16 protein-coding genes and 1 pseudogene are annotated in these 16,451 nt (G+C 60.9%); 5 read left to right on the forward strand and 12 right to left on the reverse strand.

All coding sequences use genetic code 11. The annotated features are described in order from the left end of the window. Positions 1–230: 230 nt before the first annotated feature. Positions 231–1,232, reverse strand: a complete 1,002-nt coding sequence (locus ACTJJN_RS05680) for a bile acid:sodium symporter family protein (RefSeq protein WP_014756426.1) — start codon at positions 1,230–1,232, stop codon at positions 231–233. A gap of 107 nt (positions 1,233–1,339) precedes the next feature. Here ACTJJN_RS05680 and ampC point away from each other — a divergent pair, with 107 nt between their 5' ends. Together ampC and ACTJJN_RS05690 are read left to right on the forward strand one after the other, a co-directional pair. Continuing rightward, positions 1,340–2,482, forward strand: coding sequence for a class C beta-lactamase (gene ampC / locus ACTJJN_RS05685; RefSeq protein ID WP_440781090.1), 1,143 nt, complete (start codon positions 1,340–1,342; stop codon positions 2,480–2,482). Positions 2,483–2,782: 300 nt separating this feature from the next. Next, entirely contained in the window at positions 2,783–3,115 is a 333-nt protein-coding gene (locus ACTJJN_RS05690; RefSeq protein WP_003253895.1) for a hypothetical protein, read from the forward strand. A 46-nt stretch (positions 3,116–3,161) separates the two neighbouring features. Here ACTJJN_RS05690 and ACTJJN_RS05695 read toward each other — a convergent pair whose 3' ends face one another. The 6 genes from ACTJJN_RS05695 to ACTJJN_RS05720 form a co-directional block, all read right to left on the reverse strand. Then, positions 3,162–3,473, reverse strand: coding sequence for a hypothetical protein (locus ACTJJN_RS05695; RefSeq protein WP_010953779.1), 312 nt, complete (start codon positions 3,471–3,473; stop codon positions 3,162–3,164). Positions 3,474–3,614: 141 nt separating this feature from the next. After that, positions 3,615–3,803 carry a hypothetical protein gene (locus tag ACTJJN_RS05700; protein ID WP_003253897.1) on the reverse strand — a complete coding sequence of 63 codons (189 nt, stop codon included), beginning with the start codon at positions 3,801–3,803 and terminating at the stop codon, positions 3,615–3,617. A gap of 138 nt (positions 3,804–3,941) precedes the next feature. Continuing rightward, the gene (locus tag ACTJJN_RS05705) at positions 3,942–4,262 is read right to left on the reverse strand and encodes a YbjQ family protein (protein WP_003253898.1); all 321 of its coding nucleotides are present in this window, start codon (positions 4,260–4,262) and stop codon (positions 3,942–3,944) included. Positions 4,263–4,332: 70 nt separating this feature from the next. Then, the gene (locus ACTJJN_RS05710) at positions 4,333–5,217 is read right to left on the reverse strand and encodes an EamA family transporter (RefSeq protein ID WP_003253899.1); all 885 of its coding nucleotides are present in this window, start codon (positions 5,215–5,217) and stop codon (positions 4,333–4,335) included. Positions 5,218–5,379: 162 nt separating this feature from the next. Further along, complete coding sequence (locus ACTJJN_RS05715; RefSeq protein ID WP_014756422.1) at positions 5,380–6,135, reverse strand: class II aldolase/adducin family protein; 756 nt, start codon at positions 6,133–6,135, stop codon at positions 5,380–5,382. A 22-nt stretch (positions 6,136–6,157) separates the two neighbouring features. Beyond that, positions 6,158–7,201, reverse strand: coding sequence for an ABC transporter substrate-binding protein (locus ACTJJN_RS05720; protein ID WP_017147666.1), 1,044 nt, complete (start codon positions 7,199–7,201; stop codon positions 6,158–6,160). Between the two features lie 173 nt (positions 7,202–7,374). On the opposite strand from ACTJJN_RS05720, the gene ACTJJN_RS05725 reads away from it, so the two are divergent. The 3 genes and pseudogenes from ACTJJN_RS05725 to ACTJJN_RS05735 all read left to right on the forward strand — a co-directional run bounded on the left by ACTJJN_RS05725 (position 7,375) and on the right by ACTJJN_RS05735 (position 11,248). Next, complete coding sequence (locus ACTJJN_RS05725; protein ID WP_014756420.1) at positions 7,375–9,327, forward strand: oxidoreductase; 1,953 nt, start codon at positions 7,375–7,377, stop codon at positions 9,325–9,327. A 39-nt stretch (positions 9,328–9,366) separates the two neighbouring features. Next, positions 9,367–9,966 (forward strand): helix-turn-helix domain-containing protein, encoded by a 600-nt coding sequence (locus ACTJJN_RS05730; RefSeq protein WP_017147667.1) that lies wholly within the window; start codon positions 9,367–9,369, stop codon positions 9,964–9,966. Between the two features lie 80 nt (positions 9,967–10,046). Continuing rightward, positions 10,047–11,248, forward strand: a pseudogene (locus tag ACTJJN_RS05735) (NAD(P)/FAD-dependent oxidoreductase). Positions 11,249–11,316: 68 nt separating this feature from the next. Here ACTJJN_RS05735 and ACTJJN_RS05740 read toward each other — a convergent pair. The 5 genes from ACTJJN_RS05740 to ACTJJN_RS05760 all read right to left on the reverse strand — a co-directional run bounded on the left by ACTJJN_RS05740 (position 11,317) and on the right by ACTJJN_RS05760 (position 15,996). After that, on the reverse strand, positions 11,317–11,928 hold the full coding sequence (locus ACTJJN_RS05740; RefSeq protein ID WP_003253906.1) for an FMN-dependent NADH-azoreductase: 612 nt from the start codon (positions 11,926–11,928) through the stop codon (positions 11,317–11,319). 312 nt (positions 11,929–12,240) lie between these two features. Then, positions 12,241–13,104 (reverse strand): IS3 family transposase, encoded by an 864-nt coding sequence (locus ACTJJN_RS05745; protein WP_088512241.1) that lies wholly within the window; start codon positions 13,102–13,104, stop codon positions 12,241–12,243. Then, positions 13,101–13,394: an IS3 family transposase gene (locus ACTJJN_RS05750; RefSeq protein ID WP_023661668.1), complete on the reverse strand. Its 294-nt coding sequence runs from the start codon at positions 13,392–13,394 to the stop codon at positions 13,101–13,103. The genes ACTJJN_RS05745 and ACTJJN_RS05750 overlap by 4 nt, the downstream gene beginning before the upstream one ends. A 48-nt stretch (positions 13,395–13,442) precedes the next feature. Next, complete coding sequence (locus tag ACTJJN_RS05755) at positions 13,443–14,975, reverse strand: hypothetical protein (protein WP_256596093.1); 1,533 nt, start codon at positions 14,973–14,975, stop codon at positions 13,443–13,445. Further along, entirely contained in the window at positions 14,944–15,996 is a 1,053-nt protein-coding gene (locus tag ACTJJN_RS05760) for a nucleoid-associated protein (protein WP_088512242.1), read from the reverse strand. The genes ACTJJN_RS05755 and ACTJJN_RS05760 overlap by 32 nt, the downstream gene beginning before the upstream one ends. Positions 15,997–16,451: the final 455 nt, after the last annotated feature.

Below are 16,451 nucleotides of genomic sequence, written 5' to 3' on the forward strand. Positions count from 1 at the left end.
GACGGCCTGCACCCAATCACCAATGTGTGTCCCCCCCCGATCAGGTGTAGGAGCGGGTTTACCCGCGAATACGGTAGCGGCGGCAACGGTGAACGATGGGTAGAAATTGGCCAGCAGGCCCGCCGTGCTTCGCGGGTATCAACCCCTTGATACGACCAAGCTTTTCAGCGCTGAGCACCGCAGAAAAGCTTGACCGCCAACACAGTATCTTCATGGGAACGCAAAGGCGCTCAAGACAACGCCGAAACCTCCACCTCCTGCTCGCGGCTGGCATAACGCTGCGCCAGCACAGCACACACCATCAGCTGTATCTGGTGGAAAAGCATCAGCGGCAGAATCATCGCGCCAATGCCACTGCCCACGAACAACACCTGGGCCATGGGCACACCCGTAGCCAGGCTTTTCTTGGAGCCGGCAAACAGGATGGTGATGCGATCCTCGAGGTCGAAGCCCAGCGCCTTGCCAAGCAAGCGGGTGCCAAACAGCACCACTGCCAGCAGAATTGCGCACACTACGAACAGCCCCGCCAGGTGCTGCGGCGATACGGTGTGCCACAGCCCGGTAACCACGGCCTCACTGAAGGCGGTGTACACCACCAGCAGGATCGAACCCTGGTCCACCACTTTGAGCCAGCGCGCATTGCGCTTGACCCAGGCGCCGATCCAGCGCCGCGCGACCTGCCCGGCAACGAACGGCACCAGCAGCTGCAACGTGATCTTCAACACCGCATCCAGGCCGGAACCTGTATCACCACCGGCCCCCAGCAGCAGCATCACCAGCAACGGGGTGAGGAAGATACCCAACAGGCTGGAGGCCGCTGCGCTGCAGATGGCTGCCGGCACGTTACCGCGGGCCAGCGAGGTAAAGGCAATGGCCGACTGCACGGTTGCAGGCAAGGCACACAGGTACAGGATGCCCAGGTAAAGCTCGTTACCCACCAGCGGTACGAACAGAGGTTTGAACGCCAGGCCCAGCAGTGGGAACAATACGAAAGTACAGGAGAACACCAGAAGGTGCAGGCGCCAGTGCCCGGCACCGGCAATGATGGCTTCACGGGACAGTTTGGCGCCATGCAGGAAGAACAACAGGCCGATGGCCAGGTTGGTCAGCCAGCCGAAAAACACCGCGCCATCGCCCGAGCAAGGCAGCACGGTGGCGATGAGTACCACACCGAGCAAGGCCAAGGTGAAATTGTCAAATAACATGCGCAAATACTTCATCACTGTATCCATCTTGTCATGGTGGCTGGGCAGACGATAAGGTCTTTGGCTCTCCGTCGCTAACGCCGGAACCCCGAGCGGTATCGCTCAACGGACACGTTCCACAAAAAGGACTCTCCATGCTCCGCCCACGTCTGGCTACACTTGCAGCCGCCATTACCTTTGCTTTGGGCCATGCCAGCGCCCAGGCCGACGACCAGTTACAGGCCAAGGTCGACCAGATCATCCGCCCGCTCATGCAGGAACAAGGCATCACCGGCATGGCTGTGGCCATCTATGCACGCGACCACGCGCATTACTTCAGTTACGGTGTGGCCAGCAAGGCCGACAACGTACCGGTAAGCCGCGATACGCTGTTCGAGATCGGTTCGCTGAGCAAGACCTATACGGCCACCCTGGCCGCGCTTGCCAGCGCCGAGGTCAAGCTTGACCTCGAGGCCCCGGCCAAGCGCTATCACCCGGCACTGGCCGGCGTCCCCATCGGCGACGCGACGGTGCTGGAACTGGGCGCCTATAGCGCCGACTGCCTGCCACTGCAGTTCCCCGACACCGTGCAAACACCGCAGCAGGTAGTCGATTTCTTCCGCCACTGGCAACCTCGCGCCAAACCCGGCACCCAGCGCTGCTACTCCAACCCCAGCCTGGGTTTGTTTGGTGACCTGGCCGCCCGTGCGCAGCATCAACCGTTTTCCACGCTGATGAGTGAGGGCCTGCTGACGAAGATGGGCCTGAAAAATACCTACCTTCAGGTTCCGGCCAGCGCCCAGGGGCTTTATGCCCAAGGGTATGACGCCGACGACAAGCCGGTGCGTGTAGGGCCCGGCCCCTACGCCGATGAGGCCTACGGCATCAAAACCAGCGCCAGCGACCTGCTGCGCTATGTGCGGTTGCACATGCAGCCGCAGGGCTTGCCACCGGCCCTGGTGAAAGCCACCGCCATTACCCAGCAGGGCTATTTCCAGGTTGGCGCCATGACGCAAGGCCTGGGCTGGGAACGCTACCCCTACCCGGTCACGCTGAGCACACTGATCGATGGCAACAGCCCACGGCTGATCCGCGAACCGCAGGCCACCACTCGCTTGCAGCCGGCCCTGCCCGCGCTACCGGCAGCCTGGTACAACAAGACCGGCGCCACCAACGGCTTCGGCGCGTACGCCGCGTTCGTGCCGGCAGAACAGCTGGCAGTCGTGCTGCTGGCCAATCGGAATTACCCCAACCAGGCGCGGGTGCAAGCCGCCTTCGACATCCTTTCCGGCTTATAACGCTCGCGTTGATTGTCGGACAAAACGACAGAATGTAGTGAGCAAAAATATTCACTACAAAATGGTTGACGCCGTTCATCGCGCTTGGGCATGATGAAGCCGTCTCCCCGATCGGGAGCGGTGGCAAGGGTGTTCCAGACGGCCTGCGCGGTAACGCAGGCCGTCCGTGGAGAGGGAAACTGTCCAAAAGGCAGCGTGAGAAAGCCCCTGTTGCGATGCTGCTGTAGCAGCCTTGGTAGTGCGCTACACCGTGATAGCGCCAACTGTGAAAATCACCTATGAATGGGTAATGGGGGCTTTATGATGAACTTGAACAACAATCCGACTATCGACCAATTGGCCCAGCTGTTCGCCGTGCGCAAGGACAGCCTTGACGACCATTTGCTGTGGGTTAGCCAAACCGGTGAAGTGCGCCTCGACCGCCTGCCACCGAACACCGTCGAAGATGAATTTGAAGAGCACCTGCCCAGCATGCGTGCCCGCTTCAAGGTCTACCGCCGTGGCCAAGGCTACGTCGGCAAGAAAGCCGCCGCCGACACCGAATTCGTTGGCCGCGTGCTGCAGACCCTGCAACAAGAATGGCCCGCTGCCCGTGAGCAGCAGGCAGTCAAGGTGATCGAACCGCTGAATTGAGGGTTCGCACCCTTACCAGAGCCCGGCCCGCATTGGCCGGGCTTTTTCATGCCTGGCGCCGCTGCAGACGGGTTTCCGGCAAAGGCAAAGCGCCTGTTGCCATCGCCCGGGCGCGGTCGACACCCCACACCAGCGCACGGGTCATGGTCTCGCCCGGCAGCGCAGGGTAATACTCCTCCAGCAACGCCCGCCCATCCCCGGCGTACAACCCCAGAAACAGCTGCGTCGCCCCCAGGCGCGACAAGCGCACCTGCACGTCCAGTGTGGTGCCGTCGCTGAGTGCTTCGTCGTGGCAGCGGCTGTGCAACTGTGCGTCGGCCCACTGCCAATAGGTTTCTTCCCTGACTCGCATGAGCATTCAATCCTCCGTTGCTGGAATGCCGCGTCAGAAAACCACAGGCCGGGCCATCCGGCGAGCGCTACCGGGCAATACCATGAGGCGGATCAACGAATAGCAATAAAAACCCCGCCGTTGGGCGGGGCGTGTGCAGACGCGGGATCACTTCTTGAGCGGTACCCGCGGCATGAAGCGGCCTTTTTTGCTGCGCTGCAAATGTGCAGGCTGGAGCTGTTCGGAATCATCCAGCGTCATGTGGGCGAACCCCAGGCGAAATGCCGCCTGGCCGCAACGCACCTGGCTGTTGATCGGGAACGCATCGTTCAGGTCTTCGAAAAAGGATTCGCTCATGCCCTGTCTCCCTCCAGTGGCGGTCGCGTCGGCAACCAGACAAGTTGCCCAGGAAACGCGGCCTGTGAAAGTGAGACTAGCTGGTCATTTGCGGACCGACCGGACAAGAACCCTGCAGCCGACCAATGGCAAAAGGCTTTACTTCAGGCGTACTGCCGTGCCGGTGGCAAATACCACGACCATGCCGCCCTGTACCGACGGCATGCTGATCTCAAAATCAACCCCCACTACCGCATCGGCTTGCAACTGTCGTGCCCGGGCCTTGAGTTCTTCAGTGGCCTGCTCCCGGGCCTCGCGCAGCGCGCTTTCCAGGGTTTGCGAACGGCCACCGAAGAAGTCGCGAAACCGTGTAAAGAAATCGCGCACGAAGTTGATGCCCTGCACCGATTCGGAACTGACCACGCCCAGGTATTCGGCAATCGGGCGGCCTTCGAGCTGGCTGGTGGTGGAAATGATCATGGATGCGCTCCGTTGGCCTGGCAAAAAGAGGCCGATTCTAACAGAGCGCAGGTCGCCGGATTTAAGCGCTTTACGCGTTGGCAGCCCGCAAACGCTGACCGATGCGCGCACCGAATACATTCACCAGCAGGCCGGCCATCACCAACAATGCGCCCCAGCCCTGCGTAGCGGTCAGGCGCTCTCCCAGTAGCAACGCCGACGAACTCAGGCCAATCACCGGTACCAGCAGCGAGAACGGCGCCACTTTGCCTGCCGGGTGACGCGACAGCAACTTGCTCCACAGGCTGTAGCCGAGCATGGTGGCCACAAAGGCCAAATACGCCAGGGCCAGCACCGAACTCCAACTGATATTGGCCAAGGCATGGCCAATGCGCTCGGGGCCTTCCAGCCACCAGGACAGTGCCAGGAATGGCAGTGGTGGGATCAGCCCACCCCAGATCACCAACGCGACCAGGTCGACCGAGCCGAACCGCCGGGTAATGATGTTGCCCAGGCCCCACATTGCACCGCCACACAGGGTCAGCACCAACGCCAGCATGGGCACATGGCCGCCGTCTTCGCTGCCGATCAGTGCCAGGCCGCCGGCCGCCACCAGCAGCCCCAGCACGCTGGCCAGGCGCAGCCGCTCACCGAGAAACAACGCCGCAAAACCGAGGGTGAAGAAGGCTTGCGACTGCAGGATCAACGAAGCCAACCCTGGCGGCATGCCGCTGTACATGGCCTGAAACAGGAACGCGAACTGGCCCAGTGAAATGGTCGCACCGTAAGCGATCAGCCAGCGCCACGGCAGTTTGGGCCGCCTGACCAGCAAGATCGCCGGGAACGCCACCAGCAAGAAACGCAATGCCCCCAGCAACATCGGTGGCAGCCCGTCGAGGCCAACCTTGATGACCACAAAGTTGACGCCCCAGGCGACAATCACCACCAGGGCGATAAGCAGGTCCTTGAGTGGCATTGCGACTTCCTTCTGCAGGCTTTTTAGACATATTTCGTTACAGCATAACGGTATTCCTTGAGAAGGGACCAGCACAGTTGAAAGCAATGGTTGCACTACAGTGACTGTTCCGTCCGCCCGCTGTCGTTTGCACGACTAACTGCCAAATCAGCAAGCGCAGGTTCAATCCTGATAACCAGGCGCCACCTTTTCCAACATTCGCAACAACGCCGCCCACGCCAATTGCAGCGCATCCGGGTCGGTCAGTTCCCCTTGCTTCAACCCTCTCCCCGGCGCGTTGAACTGCCGTTCGGTACGCACGCACACTTCGGTCGTCGGCAATACCAGCTGCCCAGCACTTTGCGCCGCCAACTGGATCTCGCAAGCCTTCTCCAGGTAGTACATGCGCAAGAAGGCTTCAGCCACACTGCGCCCCGTGGTCAACAGGCCATGGTTGCGCAGCATCATCACCGGCTTGTTGCCCAGGTCGGCCACCAGCCGTTGCTGTTCATCCATGTCCAGCGCGACGCCCTCGTAGGCGTGGTAAGCCACATTGCCGTAAAACTCCATGGACATCTGGTTGACCGGCAGCAGGCCACATTCCAGTGCGGCCACCGCGCAGCCTGCGCGGGTGTGGGTGTGCAGCACGCACCGGGCATCCTCGCGGGCAGCGTGAATGGCACTGTGAATGACGAACCCGGCCGGGTTGACCGGGTGACGGGCAGCCCCCACCGGCCGCCCCTGCAGGTCGATCTTCACCAGGCTGGACGCTGTGATCTCCTCGAAGAGCAGGCCATACGGGTTGATCAGGAAATGGTGCTCCGGCCCAGGCAGGCGCAGGGAGATATGCGTGAAGATGAGATCGCTCATGCGAAAGTGCGCGATCAGCCGGTAGCAGGCAGCCAGCTCCCGACGCAGGCTTAGTTCCGTTGAAGTCATCTTGTTGCCCCTTTACTGAACGCTATTTGCTGGCCCAGGCGTTGAAGCGTTGCTCCAGTTCTTCGCCATGATCGACCCAGAATTCCACGTTCATGGCCAGCGCCCCTTGAAGGTTCTGTGGCGAAGTGGGTACCCAGTTGGCCAGCGCCGGGTCAAGCCTGGCCGCGGCTTGGGTATTGGTTGGCCCATAGGGGATCTGTTGTACATACCGCACCTGGGTATCCGGCTGATTGGCATAGGCAATCAGCCGCTTGGCCTGGTCGACATGCCGCGAGCCTTTGATGATCGCCCAATAGTCCATACCGTACAGGCTGCCAGGCCATACCACGGCCAACGGGCTGCCCTGCTGCGCCGCCACCGCAATTCTTCCGCTGTAGGTGGAGGTCATCACCACGTCACCGGCTGCCAGCCATTGCGCGGGTTGAGCGCCGGCGTCCCACCACTGGATATGGGGTTTGAGTTCGCTGAGTTTGGCGAAGGCCCGCTCGACGCCTGCCGGCGTGGACAATACCCGGTATACGTCTTCGACCTTGACCCCGTCAGCCAACAGCGCGAACTCCAGGTTGTACACCGCACGCTTGCGCAGGCCGCGCTTGCCAGGGTACTTGTCGACGTCCCAGAAGTCGGCCCACGACGCCGGCGCCTGGGCCAGCTTGCTGCGGTCGTAGGCAATAGCCACGCTCCAGACCAGCGCGGCCGACCCACAATCCTGTGCGGCTGCCGGGATCAGTTCGGCGGCATGGCCCAGGCGCTGCCAGTCCAGGTGCTCGTAGATCCCTTCGTCGCAGCCGCGCATCAAGTCAGGGCCTTCGATCTGCACCACATCCCAATCGACGTTGCCGGTGTCGGCCATGACCTGGATCCGCGCCATTTCGCCGTTGTATTCACTCTGGATCAGCTGGCTGCCGTCCTGGGCAATGAAGGGCTTGAAAATCGCCTCATCCTGGGCCTTCTGGCCCGCGCCGCCATAACCGACCACAACCATCTGCTGCGCAGCTTGCGCAGTGCCCAGGCCAAGGGCCAGCAAGGCTGCACAAAGGCCGGTCACACGTGGATATAGCTGCATCGTTGTTTCCTCCTGGCGGTGCCCGACGGGCCCGTTTTCTTGTTGTTTTGAGGTCACACCCTCGCCATGCGAGTGAGGAAAACCTAGACAGACACCAGTAAAAAAACAAGTTGATTTTTTACTATTGCTACACTTTGATAGAAAAATAACAACAACGTACCGGAGCCGCCTGTATGCAGACCGCCTTCCCACACCTGTTCGAGCCCTTGCAGATTCGCGGCAAACGTTTGAAAAACCGCATCATGTCCAGCGGGCACGACACCTGCCTGCCCACCGACAACCTGGTCAACGACAAACTGATCGCCTACCAGCGCGACCGCGCTGCCGGCGGCGTTGGCCTGATCGTGCTGCAGGTCGCCGGGGTGCACGACAGTGCCCGCTACACCTCGCATGTGCTAATGGCCACGGACGATGCCTGCATCGACGGCTACCGCCAGCTTGCCGAGGCCTGCCACGCGCATGGCACCGTGGTGCTGTCGCAACTGTTTCACCCCGGGCGGGAGATCATGGAATCGGCAGACGGCCTGTTGGCGGTAGCCTACTCGGCCTCTGCGGTGCCCAATGAGCGCTTCCGGGTGATGCCACGGGCGCTGGACCAGGCAATGATCGACGAAATCGTCCAGGGCTATGCCGGCGCCGCACGCCGCCTGCACCAGGCCGGCCTGGATGGCGTCGAGGTGGTAGCCAGCCATGGCTACCTGCCCGCGCAGTTTCTCAACCCCCGGGTGAACATACGCAGTGATGGCTACAACGGTGACCTGGATCAGCGCCTGAGGTTCTTGCGCGAAGTGCTGGCCGCGGTGCGCGCCGCCACCGATGAGCAGTTCATCATTGGCCTGCGCATCAGCGCTGACGAGCGCGACAGCCAGGGCCTGAGTGAAGACGAGTCACTGGCTGCTGCCGTGGCCTTGCAGGGCCAACTCGACTACCTGCATATCGTCGCCGGTACCTCGGCCTCGCTGGGTGGCGCGGTCCATATCGTGCCACCAATGGCCATCGAACCGGCGTACCTGGCCCGCGAGGCTGGCACCTTCAAGCAACAACTGGCTATCCCCCTGTTCGTCACCGGGCGCATCAACCAGCCCCAGGAAGCCGAGCTGATCCTGGCCCGCGGCCAGGCTGATGTGTGCGGCATGACCCGGGCGCTGATCTGCGATCCGTCGATGCCAGGCAAGACCGAACGCGGCCAGGTCGAAGACGTGCGCGCCTGCATCGCCTGCAACCAGGCATGCATCGGCCATTTCCATCGTGGCTTGCCTATTTCCTGCATCCAGCGCCCGGAAACCGGGCGTGAGTTGCAGTACGGGCAGCTCACGCCCACTTCCTCGCCCAAGCGCATAATGGTCGCCGGCGGCGGGCCGGCCGGCATGAAGGCCGCCGCCGTGGCCGCCGCGCGCGGGCACCAGGTCACGCTGTACGAGGCGGGCCCGCAGCTCGGTGGACAGGTGCTGCTGGCCCAACTGCTGCCACGGCGTAGCGAGTTCGGGGGTGCCAGCACCAACCTTCAACGGGAAATGGCCCTGGCAGGTGTAGAAGTGGTGCGCAACACCCGGGTCGACCGCGCGCTGGTCGAACGTGAGCGCCCTGATCTGGTCATTGCCGCTACCGGCGCCACCCCCTACTGGCCGGCGTTCGAGCGTACCGGCGAGCTTCAGGTAGTGGACGCCTGGCAAGTGCTGCGCAATGAGGTGAAACCGGGGCGTTCGGTGCTGGTGATCGACTGGCGCTGTGACTGGATCGGCCCCGGTATCGCCGAACGCCTGGTGCGCGAAGGCCATCAGGTCCAGTTGGCGGTCAACGGCACTCATTGCGGCGAGAGCCTGCCGCTTTATGTACGTGACCAACTGGCCGGCGAGCTACATCGCCTGGGTATCCCTGTCACCCCATACGCACGCCTGTATGGCAGCGACGACAACACGGTGTATTTGCAGCACACCGCCAGCGGCGATCCGATGATCTTCGAAGGCATCGACACCCTGGTGCTGTGCATGGGGCATCTACCGCAAGACCACCTGGCCACTGAACTGGCAGGTGTGGTGGACGTACGGCGGATTGGCGACTGCCTGGCGCCGCGCACGGCCGAAGAAGCGATTCACGATGGCCTGACGGTTGCCTGGGCACTCTGAGGCTGTACATACTGCGGCTTTTGCGATGGACCGACGCGCATGAGCCAACCCTCCCAGCCCCCCGCCAGCGAACCCGGGGGCGCCGCGCCGCAGTTCCTCGGCACCCGCATCCGCGGCCTGCGCAAGCGCCGCGGCATGACCTTGGCGGAGCTGGCCGCACACAGTGAACTGACCGCAGGCTACATCAGCCAGCTGGAGCGCAACCTCTCCTACCCGTCGATCCCGGCGCTGTTCAATATCGCCCGCAGCCTGGGCGTGACCATCCAGTGGTTCTTCGCCAGCGAAGCCACCACCGCGCCCGAAGACCAAGGCTATGTGGTGCGGCGTAACAGCCGCCTGAGCGTGCATTACGAAGATGGCATCGTCGATCAACTGCTCACCCCCCAGCCCAACCGCCAGCTGGAGATGCTGCACTCACGTTTCCCGCCAGGTACCTACAGCCAGCAAAGCTACAGCCACGACGGCGAAGAAGCCGGTTACCTGCTCAGCGGCACGTTTGAGCTGTGGGTAGGCGAGCGGCATTTCCAGCTGAGTGAAGGCGACAGCTTCAGCTTCTCGAGCCAGGAACCCCACCGCTACGGCAACCCCGGTGAAGTGGATGCCGTGGTGATCTGGGTGATCACGCCGCCAACCTTCTGAAGCACTCCAGCAAGCACTGGTAACACCGTTGACCGGCAATACGGTCTACCTTGTCCACCGAACTTCAAAGGAGCACAACCATGAAGCAGATCCTGATCATTGGTGCGGGCTTTGCCGGCCTGTGGAGCGCACTCAGCGCCATCCGCCAGCTTGACCTCAACGGCAGCAAGGGCGTCGAGGTCACCTTGCTCGCGCCCCAGGCTGAGCTGCATGTGCGTCCGCGCTTCTATGAGCCAGACGTGCATACCCTGGCCGCACCCCTGCAGGCGCTGTTCGACGCTGTCAATGTCCGTTTCGTGCAGGGCACGGCATACCACATCGATGAAGCGGCCCGCCGCGTGGGCTATCGCACCCGCAGCGGCACTCGCTGCACCCTGCCCTATGACCGCCTGATCATGGCCTGCGGCAGTGAGCTTGAGCGCCCTGACATGGACGGCATCGAGCATGCCTTCGACGTCGACAAGCTCCACAGCGCCGCACGCCTGGAAACCCACCTGAAGTCACTGGCCAGCCTGCCGAACACGCCGGCACGCAATACTGTGGTAGTAGCCGGGGCGGTTTTACCGGCATCGAGACGGCCACCGAATTGCCGGCCCGCTTGCGCGCGATACTGGGTGAAGACGCCGCGTTGCGCGTAGTGGTAATCGACCGCGGCGCCAGGATTGGCGCAGCCCTGGGTGACGGCATCCGCCCAGCCATCGAGCAGGCATGCGAGGCCCTGGGCGTGGAGTGGGTTTGCGGTGCCACGGTGGTTTCGGTAGACCCTGCCGGTGTGCAGCTGGACAACGGCCAGCGTATCGACGCCAGCACGGTGGTCTGGACGGTTGGCTTCAAGGCCAACCCGCTCACCGAACAGATCAGCGGCGAGCGCGACAACCGCGGCCGTTTGCATGTCGATGGCAACCTGAAGGTCAAGGGCAATGATGCCGTGTATGCCGCGGGAGACGTGGCTTACGCCACCTGTGACGCGCTTGGCAACCCTGCAATGATGTCGTGCCAGCATGCGATTCCGCTGGGGCGCCACGCAGGCAACAATGCCGCGGCCGAGCTGATTGGCGTGCCACCGATGGCTTACAGCCAGCCCAAGTACGTGACCTGCCTGGACCTGGGGGCTTGGGGTGCGGTGTATACCGAAGGATGGGATCGTGAGGTGTCGCCACCGGAGGACAAGGCCGAAGCCAAAGCGCTGAAGCGCCAGATCAATTCAGTGTGGATTTATCCGCCAGCGGCTGACCGTGCAGCAGCCTTGGCAGCCGCTGATCCGCTTATTCCGGTAGCCTGAACGCTTCTACGGGTTGGGGTGGCCTTGTCCCTCGACAGGGCCACGCTTGCAACCCACCGCTCCCTTGATCAGGCGGCCGCAAACAGCTCGTTGGCAATCTGCGCCTGTGCAGCATCGATCGCCTGGCTGCGCTGCTCCGGGCCATAGGCCAGGCCGTGGGCCCGGACAATTTCCAGGTCGGTAATACCAATGAAGCCCAGGAACACTTTCAGGAAGTCTTCATGCCCGGCGCCAGTCGGCTGGCCAGCGTGCAGGCCACCCGCAGTGGAAACCAGCACCACTTTCTTGTTGCCGCACAGGCCTTGCGGGCCGGCTTCGGTGTAGCTGAAGGTCTTGCCGGCGACGGCCACACGGTCAATCCAGGCTTTTAGCTGGGTCGGCACGGTGAAGTTGTACATTGGCGCGCCAATCACCACGGCATCGGCAGCCAGAAACTCTTCGAGCGTCTCGGCGCTCAGCTTGGCTTCGAAAGCCTGGGCTGCGTCGCGTACGTCTTCAGGGGTGCCTGCAGCGACCAGGGTGGCGGCGGAGAAGTGGGCAATGGCATCGGCAGCCAGGTCGCGGTAAACCACCTCAACGCTTGGGTCTGCAGCCTTCCAGGCTTCGACCACTTCGCGGCTCAGCTGACGCGAGGCGGAATTGTCGCCCAGGATGCTCGAATCGATGTGCAACAGTTTCATGGGACTCTCCTGTGAGTGAAGACCGCATCTGTGGGCGATCACGATGGGGAGAATCCTATCGAAGTGATCAATAGCTGATAAGTCAGCAAAAATGCGTTAGTTTGTCCCACAGATGGAACAGTGAGACATGCCCATGCAAGACCTCAACGTTTTCCTAGACGAACCACTTAACCCCCCGATTTTGATCAAAACCCTATCCTCTTCAACATCAAGCTCCAGCCCTTTGAGCGCGTACTGACATCAATCCCGCAGCCTACTCAGGGTTAGATAACGCATGGGCCTGCCCCGTGACAGCGGACGCCAAGAAGCTGGCTACAGAGCCAACTGCCTTAAGCCTTTTGCGTATTCGTTCGGTGAACGGTAACCCAATGCTGAATGCAGTCGACAGCTGTTGCAGAACCCATGGATGTAGCTGGCAAGTGCCAGGTGAGCCTGTTTCTTTGTGGGGTAGACCGCGTAGGCTTCCTCTCTCTTCAATGTAGCGAAGAAACTCTCAGCTACGGCGTTATCCCAGCAGTTTCCTCTCCGACTCATGCTTTGCGCGAAGCCCTTCTTGGCCAAAGCGAGACGAAACCTGCTGCTCGCGTACTGGCGCCCTTGATCGGAATGGAAAATCACTCCGTAGACGCCCAAACATGCGTTCCAGGCGTTCATAAAAGCGCGCTCGACCAAGTCGTCAGGCATCCTGTCCGCCAGGCTGTAACCTAGCACCTGGCGGGTTTGGATGCTCAGTACCACTGCCAGATAAAGCCAGCCCTCTTTCGTAGCGATGTAAGTGATATCACTGACCCAGGCTGGGGTGGAGCTTTGAACGGAGAACTGACGACCCAATAAATTGCTCGCCACTGGCAGCGCATGGTGACTGTCGGTGGTGCACGGCCTGAAACCGCCCTTGGATCGGCCTTGTATGTGCTCTTCATGCATCAGCCGATCAACGCGCTTATGACCTACCGCATAGGCCTGCTGCCTTAGCGCCTCGACTAGCCGTGGTCGGCCATAGGTCTTGCGGCTAGCCGCGTAAACCTTGTGTAGATCGATGCGTATTTGTGCATCCGGATCTGGACGGCCTTGGCGATGCTGATAGTCGTAAAACCCTGAAACCGAGACACCCATTACCCGGCACAACAGACGCACCGGGAACTGAGCCCGTTCTTCAGCGACGAAGGCGTATCTCACCTGGACTCTTTGGCAAAGAATACCGCCGCCTTTTTTAGGATTTCACGCTCCAGTTTCAGCTCGGCGTTCTCGGCTCGCAATCGTGCTAACTCGCTGTCCTCTCTGGTGATTGCGCGACGGTCAGGAGAGCTCAACGGCTGGCCGTTGCGGGAAGCGTTGACCCAGTTGTCCAACGTCTTCACAGACATCTCCAGCTGGCGAGCAGCTTCCGTCCTGCCAAGCGTTTCAGCCAGCGCAACGGCCTGAATCTTGAACTCATCGGTGTAATTGCGGCGAGTGGTTGGGTACATGACAACCTCCAAGATAGCGATGTAAGTATCGCTTCTTGGCGTCCGCTGTCACGGGGCAGGCCCAGGCTGTGGCCTTATCTCAGGCTGAGGCGCCGGCTCTCGCTGCGGGGTAATCTCGGGCTGAGAGGTAGGGGCTGGCTGAGACTTAATCTGAGGCTGAGTCGCCGGGTCGCTGGCAGACGGCTGTGGGGTTGTTGGAGCTGCTGGAGCTTGGGGCGGGGGAACTATAGACGTCGACGATGAGGGTGCAGGGGCGCTGTAGGTAAAGGCGTATATGGAAATACCCAGGGCCGCGACCCCAAGCATCGCAATACCCCGGCAACTCACCTTGTAGAAGAGCCCTTCGGCTTGCTCAATCGGATCCCCTACCATCTTCTTGAATTCGGCTTCAGACAGAAAGCGATACAGCTTTGGCTGCCAGTCCTTACGAAGCTTTCGCTGGATATTGATGAACTTACGGCCCGACATCACGTTCAGTACCGTGTAGCCAACTGCGACCGCCATGACGATCGAGATCAGGTACGGGTTGATCTGCAACGTGAGCCTCGCGGCGATGAGGCCCAAGCCAACGGTCAGCGCCGTGGAGATCGCTGCGATTGCTTGCCGGGTCGCGTCTGTGGCCTTCGACGTTTCCTCCGTCACAGCCTTACGAAGATCTGTCAGGGATTTCAGGGTGTCCTTGGTGATTTCCGAGACCGCCATCTGATAAGCGATTCTCGCGCAATCCAAGGCAGCGGCCAGGTTCTCCCTGAAGTACTCCTGTACCTCCCCGTCCGCCCGACCGGAACGCGCGATTTCGGCGGACAACAGGATGTGCTTCACCTCTGCTTCCCGCGCGTTATCGAACACCCATGCCGCTGCTTCCTGGACAACCTCGAAGTCTTTAAGCGAGATGGGAGCATGACCCTCTACCGCCTCTGGGATCGCAAGGTTTAGCTTGGGCGGCCCCTTGAAGGTGAGCTTGCTACCACTGGTGTCGATTTCATTCGCAAAACAACGGCTCAGGGCACCGAATGCCTGACCTGCCCAGAGCATGTGTAAAGGATCAGCCTCATCGAGATGATGTCCTTCTGCGAGCAACCAAAGGCGCACATCCTCCGGTACTTTGCGGAGGGTCGCTGATTCTTTCACCAGGAGGCGGGGTGACTTGGTCGCCTGTGATTCGGTGTAGTCGCCCTCTTCACCCCAACCACAATATGCCCTCGCTCTGGTAACGAAAGGCTGAGTGAGGCCAAGCAGGTGCCAACGTGCAGCAGCGTGCCCATTGACCAGGAACGCCTTGAAGCCTACTTCCGTCGCCACATAGAGGGCCTGTTCCTGGACATGGTCTTCCGGAAGTGGCTTCTCCAGCTCAACGCGAAACGGCCCAAAATCTTCATCCTCATCATCGACGTCAGTTTCGCTGCTCGCGCAGTCGTAGATCGTGAATGACCAGGCAGCAGTGACAGCGGCTTTCTTGATCGACCGAGCAGTTTCCGCAGATAGGTCGGAAACGATGAGCGTCAGGTTGCCCTCTGTGATTAGCGCCTGACGCTTGCGCGATAGCTCGTTAAGCAGGCTGGCCAGGCTTTGGTGTGACAACGCTGTCCTCCTTGACTCGGTCTGTGTCGACGATGATTTGTTTCTTATCTCCGTCGAGCTGTATCACCTGGACATTGGGGTTTTCCTTCCGATCGGGGAAGAGAATCGTGACGCCCTCAGCCGTGACGATCTTGCGCATGTAGGGCTGTCGGAGGATCCGGCGATCAGGCTTGAAGCTCAGCTCGTGCAGCTTGCTTTTCCTGACACGACTACGCGTCTCACGCTCCAGGCGGTTGGCGATTTTCTCATCCTCAGGATGCCCCGCTGCCAGCATCACTGCCTCAACGATCGCCTCTTCATCAATGCGCCGGCGAGTGCCCAGGTTGGCTTGGGCCCGCTGCAGCGCCTTGGCTATATCCTGACCGGGCAGGTGCTCAATGCAGGTCTGCAGTGCCGCCTTGAGGACTTTGCGGGTGATCTCGCTCAGCTCGGTGTCCGAAACTGCCCTGCTCACAGCCAAGAAATCGGCGAAGTAGTCGGCAAGATCAACCCCTTGCTTGGTGCGGTCGGTGGCCGAAATGTTCTGGTCGGCAACCCCGCTGATCACCCGAATCAGCGCCGTTTTTTGAATGGCCTTCTTCTCGTCCACCAAGGCATTCACGATACGCCGCAGCTTCTTTCCTGGAGCACCATCATTCTGCTCCAACGCAAGCTTGTAGTCGTACTTGATCAGGCTATAGATCTTCACATCCGGGTCTGCCACCGACAGCTCGAACATCAACAGAACGCCATCAGCACTGCCACCCACGTGCGCACGGTTGAAACTGGCGGCTAGGGCCTGAGCGCCGGCCACGAAGGACGTGTCCTCACTTGCGATCGCCTCGACCTCGTTACGGGTCACCGATACCGCTTTGAACATGAACACCGGCGCGGTGGCCATGTCCACGATCTTGCCGATGAAGAACGCTTCCTCCTCCAGAGCCCGCTCTGGCATGGCCGCGAAGTCTTTGGTACCCACGACATGCAAGATCATCCGTGTGATCTTGAGTGAATCAATCTCTTCGTCCGAAAAAAAGCTCATGCCATCTCCATGGAATCTGCCCCCTCCTGACCAGGAAGAGGAACCACCCGCCTCGACATGCGCCCAGGCGACAATTACGCATCAATTGCAGCCTGCAGGGCCGATGGCCACCTCCGCGTAGGGCTGGATGTGATGCTGTGGCCGGAGCATATCCGGAAAGGATGGCCAGCAGCCAGCACGCCACGCTGCATGACGCATTTGCCGGATTAGGAGTACATGAGCATCCCGTAGAAGCGACGCCGGCCTGCATTTCAGTTTGACACCCTCTCTAGGCGTCAGACCTTACACAGAAGAGTACATTTGTACTCTAGCTGGTTTTCAGCGGCTGAATCTGAGTCCGTGCCCTTCATCCGGCATTTCACAAAATGCTTAGCCCTTTAGGTGGAACCAGTTCCACCCGTGATACTGGCACGGTAGAATCACTCGCGGAGGGGTGGGCTCTTCCTCTCGCGCAA

This window comes from Pseudomonas sp. 22515, from assembly GCF_052044625.1.
In the GTDB taxonomy this organism is placed as follows: Bacteria; Pseudomonadota; Gammaproteobacteria; order Pseudomonadales; family Pseudomonadaceae; genus Aquipseudomonas; species Aquipseudomonas alloputida.

What these genes read in the sequence shown, in the direction of transcription:
- ACTJJN_RS05680 (WP_014756426.1), bottom strand. Translation starts at nt 1,232, where the DNA reads ATGGATACAGTGATGAAGTATTTGCGCATGTTATTTGACAATTTCACC.
- ampC (WP_440781090.1), top strand. Translation starts at nt 1,340, where the DNA reads ATGCTCCGCCCACGTCTGGCTACACTTGCAGCCGCCATTACCTTTGCT.
- ACTJJN_RS05690 (WP_003253895.1), top strand. Translation starts at nt 2,783, where the DNA reads ATGATGAACTTGAACAACAATCCGACTATCGACCAATTGGCCCAGCTG.
- ACTJJN_RS05695 (WP_010953779.1), bottom strand. Translation starts at nt 3,473, where the DNA reads ATGCTCATGCGAGTCAGGGAAGAAACCTATTGGCAGTGGGCCGACGCA.
- ACTJJN_RS05700 (WP_003253897.1), bottom strand. Translation starts at nt 3,803, where the DNA reads ATGAGCGAATCCTTTTTCGAAGACCTGAACGATGCGTTCCCGATCAAC.
- ACTJJN_RS05705 (WP_003253898.1), bottom strand. Translation starts at nt 4,262, where the DNA reads ATGATCATTTCCACCACCAGCCAGCTCGAAGGCCGCCCGATTGCCGAA.
- ACTJJN_RS05710 (WP_003253899.1), bottom strand. Translation starts at nt 5,217, where the DNA reads ATGCCACTCAAGGACCTGCTTATCGCCCTGGTGGTGATTGTCGCCTGG.
- ACTJJN_RS05715 (WP_014756422.1), bottom strand. Translation starts at nt 6,135, where the DNA reads ATGACTTCAACGGAACTAAGCCTGCGTCGGGAGCTGGCTGCCTGCTAC.
- ACTJJN_RS05720 (WP_017147666.1), bottom strand. Translation starts at nt 7,201, where the DNA reads ATGCAGCTATATCCACGTGTGACCGGCCTTTGTGCAGCCTTGCTGGCC.
- ACTJJN_RS05725 (WP_014756420.1), top strand. Translation starts at nt 7,375, where the DNA reads ATGCAGACCGCCTTCCCACACCTGTTCGAGCCCTTGCAGATTCGCGGC.
- ACTJJN_RS05730 (WP_017147667.1), top strand. Translation starts at nt 9,367, where the DNA reads ATGAGCCAACCCTCCCAGCCCCCCGCCAGCGAACCCGGGGGCGCCGCG.
- ACTJJN_RS05740 (WP_003253906.1), bottom strand. Translation starts at nt 11,928, where the DNA reads ATGAAACTGTTGCACATCGATTCGAGCATCCTGGGCGACAATTCCGCC.
- ACTJJN_RS05750 (WP_023661668.1), bottom strand. Translation starts at nt 13,394, where the DNA reads ATGTACCCAACCACTCGCCGCAATTACACCGATGAGTTCAAGATTCAG.
- ACTJJN_RS05760 (WP_088512242.1), bottom strand. Translation starts at nt 15,996, where the DNA reads ATGAGCTTTTTTTCGGACGAAGAGATTGATTCACTCAAGATCACACGG.